The 7,577-nt window shown below is 73.8% G+C and carries 9 protein-coding genes; 4 read left to right on the top strand and 5 right to left on the bottom strand.

Translation table 11 applies throughout. The features are described from left to right. Positions 1-109 precede the first annotated feature (109 nt). The 5 genes from ABZ815_RS47685 to ABZ815_RS47665 form a co-directional block, all read right to left on the bottom strand. A complete protein-coding gene (locus tag ABZ815_RS47685) occupies positions 110-952 on the bottom strand; it encodes an MFS transporter (protein ID WP_357708643.1) in 843 nt (280 codons plus the stop codon). A gap of 158 nt (positions 953-1,110) precedes the next feature. Further along, a complete protein-coding gene (locus tag ABZ815_RS47680; protein ID WP_357708640.1) occupies positions 1,111-2,808 on the bottom strand; it encodes a GAF domain-containing protein in 1,698 nt (565 codons plus the stop codon). A gap of 62 nt (positions 2,809-2,870) precedes the next feature. Then, entirely contained in the window at positions 2,871-3,554 is a 684-nt protein-coding gene (locus ABZ815_RS47675; RefSeq protein WP_357708638.1) for a CBS domain-containing protein, read from the bottom strand. A gap of 110 nt (positions 3,555-3,664) precedes the next feature. Continuing rightward, positions 3,665-4,075 (bottom strand): nuclear transport factor 2 family protein, encoded by a 411-nt coding sequence (locus tag ABZ815_RS47670; RefSeq protein ID WP_357708636.1) that lies wholly within the window; start codon positions 4,073-4,075, stop codon positions 3,665-3,667. Between the two features lie 98 nt (positions 4,076-4,173). Further along, entirely contained in the window at positions 4,174-4,695 is a 522-nt protein-coding gene (locus tag ABZ815_RS47665; RefSeq protein WP_357708633.1) for a carboxymuconolactone decarboxylase family protein, read from the bottom strand. 89 nt (positions 4,696-4,784) lie between these two features. On the opposite strand from ABZ815_RS47665, the gene ABZ815_RS47660 reads away from it, so the two are divergent. From ABZ815_RS47660 to ABZ815_RS47645, 4 genes are all read left to right on the top strand, one after another. Beyond that, positions 4,785-5,399, top strand: coding sequence for a DUF4142 domain-containing protein (locus tag ABZ815_RS47660; protein WP_357708630.1), 615 nt, complete (start codon positions 4,785-4,787; stop codon positions 5,397-5,399). A gap of 123 nt (positions 5,400-5,522) precedes the next feature. Beyond that, positions 5,523-6,053 carry a hypothetical protein gene (locus tag ABZ815_RS47655; protein ID WP_357708628.1) on the top strand — a complete coding sequence of 177 codons (531 nt, stop codon included), beginning with the start codon at positions 5,523-5,525 and terminating at the stop codon, positions 6,051-6,053. Positions 6,054-6,121: 68 nt separating this feature from the next. Then, positions 6,122-6,775: a hypothetical protein gene (locus ABZ815_RS47650; protein WP_357708626.1), complete on the top strand. Its 654-nt coding sequence runs from the start codon at positions 6,122-6,124 to the stop codon at positions 6,773-6,775. A gap of 147 nt (positions 6,776-6,922) precedes the next feature. Next, positions 6,923-7,576, top strand: coding sequence for a copper resistance protein CopC (locus tag ABZ815_RS47645; protein ID WP_357708624.1), 654 nt, complete (start codon positions 6,923-6,925; stop codon positions 7,574-7,576). Position 7,577 lies beyond the last annotated feature (1 nt).

Raw genomic sequence — 7,577 nt, 5'->3', positions numbered from 1 at the left:
GCCCACACTCTCCCCCCCCCCGCCGCACTCGCGATCTGCCCCGTCCCCTTCCCCCCCTTCGGGGGGGGGCCCGCCCGCCGGCGCGCCCCCGCTCTTTCGTGGGGTGCGGTCAGCGTGAGGCGACCGGCCCGGCCACGCGGCGGGCGGCCCGCGCGCGGACCGCGGTCACCGTCAGGGCCAGGGTGAGCACGGCGGTGGCCGCCAGCAGGCCCAGGCCGACGCCGTACGAGCCGAGCCGGCCGTACAGGAAGCCCATCACCAGCGGCGGGACGAACCCGCCGAGCCCGCCGGCGGCGCCGACCAGGCCGGTGACGGTGCCGACCTTGTCGGCCGGGGCGACCTGCGCGACCAGGGCGAAGGTGGCGCCGCTGCCCGCGCCGAGCGCGGCGGCCATGGTCAGGAACGCGTACGCGGCCAGCACGACGGCGGTGATGAGGAACGGCACGGCGGGCCCGCCGGCGCGGACCAGCGGGACGGTCGTCAGCGCGCTGATCGCGGTGCCGCCCATCCCGGCGCCGAAGATCCCGACGGCCAGGCCGCGCCGGTTCGGCGGGAACCAGGCGTTGACGAACGGCACCCCGACGGCGAACACGGTGCCGCCGATGCCGAGGAAGAACCCGCCGATCAGCAGCGAGACCATGGACGTCTGCCCGAACAGGCCGATGAACAGGACGGGGACGATGGTCGCCGCCGAGACCAGCGGGAACATCACCCGCCCGCCGAACCTGTCGGTGAGCGCGCCGACCGGGATGCGGCCCAGCGACCCCACGATCACCGGGACGGCCACCAGCAGCGCCTGCTGCCCGGCCGACAGCCCGAGCAGCTCCTTGAAACGCGGACCGAGCGGGCTGAGCAGGGCCCAGGCCCAGAAGTTCACCGCGAAACCCAGGGTCGCCAGGGTGAGCATCAACGCCGGGCTGCGGCCGGGGGTGGTGGCCGGTGCGGTCGTCATGTCTTCCTCACGTGGTTCATGCGGAGGTGGGGGCGGCCGGACATGGCCGCGGCCACCTGGCTGTGCTGTCCCATCACAGCTCAGCGGGCATGACGTGGGGTATGGACGAAGGTCCCGACCACCCGGGACTTAGGACGCGCGACGGGCTTCGGGGGTCGTCACAGCGGGACGTGCCAGCGCAGGCGGGTGCCGCCGTCCTCCTGCGCCTCCAGCTCGGCGGCCCCGCCCAGGTCGGCGGCCCGTTCCTCGATGTTGCGCAGGCCGCTGCGACGCCCGCCGTCCCCCACGCCGACACCGTTGTCGCCGACGACGAGGGTGAGCCCGCCCTTGGCGACCTCGATGGAGACCTCGGCCCGGGTGGAGTGGGAGTGGCGCACCACGTTGGACAGCGCCTCGCGCAGGACGGCCAGCAGGTGCTCGGCCACCGGGTCGGGCACCAGGGTGTCGATCTGGCCCTCCATGCGCAGACCCGGCATGAACCCCAGGTGCGCGCCCGCCCCTTCCACCAGGTCGACGATCCGCGTGCGCAGGCTCGGCGCGGTGTCCTCGCGCGGGGCCTGGAGGGCGAAGATGGACGAGCGGATCTGCCGGATCGTCTCGTCCAGCTCGTCGATGGCGTGCTGGAGCCGTTTGCCCGCCTCCGGCCGCTCGACCAGCCGTACGGTGCTCATCAGCGTCATCGCCGTCGCGAACAGCCGCTGGATGACGACGTCGTGCAGGTCCTTGGCGATGCGGTCGCGGTCCTCCAGCAGGCCGAGCCGTTCGGCGTCGCGGCGGGTCTCGGCCAGTTCCAGCGCGATCGCGGCCTGCCCCGCGAACGACTCCAGCATCTGCTGGTCGGCCCCGCTGAACGGCAGCCGTCCGCCGCACTTGGCCAGCATGAGCACCCCGCGTACGCGCGGCGCGGCGCCCAGCGGGACCATCAGGCCCGGCCCGTAGCCCAGCCGCCGCAGCGGCGAGTCGGGGTAGGCCGCGCCCGGCAGGTCCCGCTCGGACCGGGGCTCGGCCTGCGTGAACGCCTGCCCCTCCAGCGTGGCCGAGACGTCGAACTCCATCCCCAGCAGCTCGTCGGCGCCGTCGCCCTCGGCCACGTCGACGGTCAGGGTCCGGCCCGACGGGTCGGGCAGCAGCACCTGGACCAGGTCGGCGTCGCACATCTCGCGGGCCCGCGCCGCCATGGTGGTGAGCACCTCGCGGGAGCCGGCTCCGGACAGCAGGCTGGTGGTGATCTCCGAGGACGCCTTCAGCCAGGTCTCGCGCCTGCGCGACTCCTCGTACAGCCGGGCGTTCTCCACGGCGACGCCGGCGGCGGTGGCCAGCGCGACGACGATGGCCTCGTCCTCCTCGTCGAAGTCGCCGCCGCCGCGCTTCTCGGTCAGGTAGAGGTTGCCGAAGACCTCGTCGCGGACGCGTACCGGGACGCCGAGGAAGGTGCCCATGGGCGGGTGGCCGGGCGGGAAGCCGTACGACTCGGGGTGGTCGGAGATGCGGCCGAGCCGGAGCGGGCGGGCGTCCTTGATCAGCAGGCCGAGCAGGCCGAGCCCGTGGGGCCAGTGCTCGATCCCGGCGATCTCCTCCTCGCTCAGCCCCACCGGGATGAACTGGACGAGCGTCTGCTCCTCGCCGACCACGCCGAGCGCGCCGTAACTGGCGTCCACCAGCTTGGTGGCCGTCTCCACGATCCGCCGCAGCACGGTCTCCAGATCGAGGTCGCTGCCCACGGACACGACGGCCTCCAGCAGCGCGTGCACACGGTCGCGGGTGGCGAGGACGGCGTTGAGCCTCGTCTGCAGCTCGGCCAGCAGCTCGTCGAGCCGCATCTGGGGCATCAGGCTACGCTGCTCACTTTCCGACATACCGTTCAGTGTCCCAGCACGTGCCCTCGCCGCCGGAATCAGCCCGCCGGGCCCCTCCGCCTCTACAGCAGCGGCGGGACGGTGAACAGGTCGTCCTGGTCGCAGTCGAGCTCGGCGACGACGTCGACGACGCCCTCCACCGCCCGCACCGACTCCGCCAGCGCGGCCGCCCGCGACCTGGTCGCCACCCGGCCGGCGATCGTGACCACGCCGGCGTCGATCCCGACCGAGTACGTCCCGTCCTGCGGGAGCACCGCCCTGACGTCCGCCTCCAGCTCGGCGGCCGGGCGGGTGAAGACGCGCAGCACGTCGCGCTGGTGCAGGGTGCCGACGACGCGGCCGGTCACCGGGTCGATCACCGGGAGCTGCCTGACCCGGCGGGCGTGCATGATCCTGGCCGCCTCGCGAACCGGCATGCCCGGGGTGACCGTGACCGCCGGCGACGTCATCAGCTCCGCGGCGGTGACGGCCGCGGCCTTGCGGTGCTCCTGCCGCCGCGCGCGCGACTCGAAGACGGAGACGGGGTGCCGGGCGTGGCCGGTCTCCTTGAGCAGCAGATCGTCCTCCGACACCACGCCCACCGGCCGCCGGTCGGCGTCGATGACGGTGACCGCGCCCACCGCGTACCGCTTCATCGCCGCCACGATGTCGGCGAACGACGCATGCTCCAGCACCGCGATCGCCACGCGTCCCATGACGTCCTTGACCTCGATCGACATGATCGCCACCTCGCTTTCCACCTCCACGGTCCCTCCTGCGGGGGCGCGGCGGCAGCGGCGAACGTCCCGGAGGCGCAGGGGCTAAGGTCCTGGCCCGGCGGGACGGCGGCGGTCAGTACAGGGGTCAGTACGGGGGGTCAGTGCAGCGGGCCGGCGAAGACCACGATCTCGTCGATGTCGCCGGCGGCGGTGAGATGGACCATGTCGGTGCCCGACAGGACGGTGGCGCCGTCGGGCCCCTCGAAGCGCCAGCCGAACCGGGCCCACTCGTGCGGCGCGTCAACGGACGTCGTACGGACCATGCGGCAGCCACCGGCCCGGTAGCCCTGCACCACCTCGGTGATGAAGTCGGCCACCGAGCCCCGGCCGGACCCGCGGCCGAGCGGCCCCCAGAACACCACGTCGGCGGCGAGGGCCCGGCTGAGCAGCGCCGAACGGTGGTCGGGATCGTCGGAGTTGGCCGCGGCGATGAAGGCGTCGACCGCGTCGGCCGCGCCGGCGTGTGCCTGGTGGCGCTGCGGGGATGCCCCCGGTTCGCGCAGCGTCATGTCGTCCTCCAACCATCGCCGATCGCCATGAGCCAGTACATCACGATCGGACGGCCCGCGAACGGCTCACCGCATGACCGGCGCCACGCCGCCCCGGCCTACTGCTCTTCCGGCTGGTTCCCCACGAGCAGGTTGAACGCGCCGGTCAGCAGGTTGAGCGAGACCAGGCCGACGACCTCGGCGATCACCCGGTCGCTCCAGCCGAGCTCCCGCAGCCCCGCCACCTCCTCGTCGGTGATGGACGACGGCTCCACCAGCACGCGCACCGCCACCGAGATCAGCGCGGCCTCACGCGCGTCGGCCGAGGTGCCCTGGCGGGCCAGCGCGACGTCGGCCTCGCTGAGCCCCGCGGCCAGCGCGCCCTCGGTGTGCGCGGCCAGGCAGGTGCCGCAGCCGATCCACTCCTGCACGGCCAGGGAGATCTTCTCGCTGAGCGAGCGCGAGATCTTCACCCGCTTCATCGCGCGGGAGAAGTCCAGATAGCCCTGGAGCAACGCGGGCGAGTGGGCCATCGTGGACACCATGTCCCCCACCCCGCCGTGCCTGGCGACGATGTCCTCCAGGATCTGACGGGACTTCTCAGGGGCCTTCTCCGGAACAAGCGGTGCAAGACGTCTCATAACTCGGCAATATATACCCAGAGGGGGTATATGAAGAATCGTGCTGGATGACGTTGAACCGTTTCCGGCGGCCCCGCGTACCTCCGAGCATGCAGAGGCTCTTGCGCGGTGAGATGTTCATGCTCGGCGGCTTCGTCGCGGCGGCCGCGGCGACGATCCTGCTGATCCTGCCCCCCTCGATCGACCCCGCGGACGCGCAACGGACCCGCACCCCCTCGGGCCCCCTCTCGGCCGCCGACATCGACCTGCTGATCAAGGTGCGACAGGCGGGCCTGTGGGAGATGCCCGCGGGCGACTACGCCTCCACCCGCGCCCAGTCGCCGCGCGTCAAGCAGGTCGGCAAGCAGATCATGGGCGAGCACCAGAAGCTGGACCAGCTGACCCGCGACACCGCCGCCAGACTCGGCGTCGCCCTGCCCGACGAACCCAACCCCGACCAGCAGCGCTGGCTGGCCCAGCTCGCCGCCGAGAGCGGCCCCGCCTTCGACCAGGACTACGCGAACCTGCTGCGCGCCGCCCACGGCAAGGTCTTCGGCACCCTGGCCCTCGTACGGGCCGGGACCCGGAACGAGGAGATCCGCAAGTTCGCCCAAGAAGGCATCAACTTCGTCATGCGCCACATGACGTACCTGGAATCGACCGGCCTGGTCGACCATGACCAACTCCCCGAACCCCCACCTCCTTCCCCCGCCCCCACCCCCTGACCGCGCATCAGGAAGCGTCGTGCAGGTCCTTGGCGGCTGGGGCCGCACGGTCCGCAGGGCCGCCGGAGGCGGAGAAGACGTCAGGTGCGGTTTCGTGAACCCAGCCACTCTCGGAGCGAACACATGAACCAGCGGTGGCGACGCCAGAATCGCCGTACCCCTCACCCCGGAGCGCCGGCCGGATCGACGCTCCGGCGGCACACCGACCTCAGGTCCACGGTCCACGCCTCGCGGCTGACGGTCGTCGTGGCGCTGGGCGTCGCGCTGCTGGCCGGGTGCGCGACCGGCCCCGCCCCCATACGGCAGGCGGAACACCATCACGGCGCCGCTCCCCCCGCCCCCGTTCCCGCCGTCGCGCCGAAGTTGCCGGCCGCGAGCATGGAACAGCTCACCACCCTGCTCGGCTGCCCCGCCGGCAAGCTGCAGACCGACGCCGCCGAACTGCGGCAGGCGGCCTGCGACACCCCCCAGGGCCGCCTGACGATCGTGACGTTCACCACCGACAAGGGCAAACGAGACTGGCTCGACCTCGCCCAGGCGTACGGCGGCGCCTACCTGGTGGGCGACCGCTGGGTGGTGGTGGCCGCGTCCGACCTGCTGCAACGGCTACGAGGCCGGGTGGGCGGCGAACTCGAGACGCCGCAACACCACTGACCCGGCGCCCCCGTATGGTGCGCAAGGACGCGGATGACGGCCCTGCCCGGCTCTGGCACGATGGCCGGGTGCAGGTCGCCCGTCCCGTGTTCCGCGCGCTTCGCGCCGCGGTGTTCACGGCCGTCTGCGTCCTGGCCTCGGCGGCCCTGCACACGCTGGTCGGCGGCACGGCCGTCGCGCCCGGCCCGCTCGCCCTGGCCGTCGCGGCGACCTTCGCGGCCGCCTACGCCGCCGGTTCCCGTCCCCGGGGATGGCCGCTGCTGCTGGCCATGTGCGTGGCCGCCCAGTACGGCCTCCACGAGCTCTTCGACGCCTCCGAGTCCGCCCGGTACGGCCTGCGCCACCTGCTCGACGCCTCCCTGCCGGTGTCCGCCGGACCGTCCGCCGCGTTGCCCGCCGGGATGCCCGCCGGGGCCCACGGGCACGGCTCCTCGGGGATGGTGGTGATCCACCTGGCGGTGGCGGTCTCGTCGAGCTGGTGGCTGGCCCGCGGGGACGCGGCGCTGGCGGCGTTGCTGCGGTTGAGCACGGTCCGGCTGGCCCGGCTCTGGACCGTCCTGTGCGCCTGGCTGTCCGTCCTGGCGCCGCCGCCCGCCGGGCCCGCCCGCGCGTGCCCGCTCTGGCCCCGCGTGGCGGGCCACCGGGCGTTGCTGCTGGCTCCGGTGCTCTCCCGGCGCGGCCCGCCCCGCGCCACCCGGCACGCCCGGCCCCTCAGCCGCTGACGTTCCCGTCATGCGGCGGGTCCCGCGTGCCTCCCGGCAGGTAGACGACCCAGCCGGCGCCGTCGCGGCACGTACTCCGTCCCGTCGCGCGCCGGACCGCATGCCCATCCGGCGGTCGAGCCGGATGCCGGATCTCCGGAGTTCGCAGTGACCCGTTCCCTTCGTTCCGTACGCCGTCCGTTCCGGGCGGCCTGTCGTGCCGGTGTCGCCGTCGGCGGCGCCGTGCTGCTGCTGCTGGCCGCCGCGCCCGCCGCGCTGGCCCATGACCGGCTGAAGAGCAGCTCCCCCGCCGACGGCGCCAAGGTCGCGCAGGTGGAGAGCATCGAGCTGGAGTTCACCTCCCGCATGACCCTGCCGACCCTCGTGCTCGACGGCCCGGCGGGCGAGAACCTGCCGCTGGGCAAGCCGCGGGCCCAGGGCGTCACGGTGAAGGCCGAACCGGCCGCGCCGCTGGAGCCCGGCCGGTACCGGCTGGCCTGGCGGGTGGTCTCCTCCGACGGCCACCCGATCGCCGGCGAGCTGCGCTTCACCGTCACCGCCCCGGCCACCCCGACCGCGAGCGAGCCCGAAGCCACCCCTACCGAGACCACGACCGAGACCCCGACCCCGACCGGGACCTCGGCCGAGGTCGCCCCGGCGGCCTCCTCGTCACCGGTCGCCCAGGCCGAGGCGGAGACGGGCTCGGGCGGCGTGCCCGGCTGGTTGTGGGTGGCCGCGGCGGCGCTGGTCGCGGGCGGAGCCGCGACCGTCGTGGCCGGCCGCCGCAGGCGCGCCACCGGTGACGCCGACCCCAGGCCCTGAC

Source organism: Nonomuraea sp. NPDC047529 (assembly GCF_040642995.1).
Lineage (GTDB): Bacteria > Actinomycetota > Actinomycetes > Streptosporangiales > Streptosporangiaceae > Nonomuraea.
Note: the sequence above shows the minus strand (reverse complement) of the source record. Positions and strands in the feature narration are given on the sequence as shown.

Coding starts and splice junctions, on each gene's coding strand:
- ABZ815_RS47685 (WP_357708643.1), bottom strand. CDS start 952: ATGACGACCGCACCGGCCACCACCCCCGGCCGCAGCCCGGCGTTGATG.
- ABZ815_RS47680 (WP_357708640.1), bottom strand. CDS start 2,808: ATGTCGGAAAGTGAGCAGCGTAGCCTGATGCCCCAGATGCGGCTCGAC.
- ABZ815_RS47670 (WP_357708636.1), bottom strand. CDS start 4,075: ATGACGCTGCGCGAACCGGGGGCATCCCCGCAGCGCCACCAGGCACAC.
- ABZ815_RS47665 (WP_357708633.1), bottom strand. CDS start 4,695: ATGAGACGTCTTGCACCGCTTGTTCCGGAGAAGGCCCCTGAGAAGTCC.
- ABZ815_RS47660 (WP_357708630.1), top strand. CDS start 4,785: ATGCAGAGGCTCTTGCGCGGTGAGATGTTCATGCTCGGCGGCTTCGTC.
- ABZ815_RS47655 (WP_357708628.1), top strand. CDS start 5,523: ATGAACCAGCGGTGGCGACGCCAGAATCGCCGTACCCCTCACCCCGGA.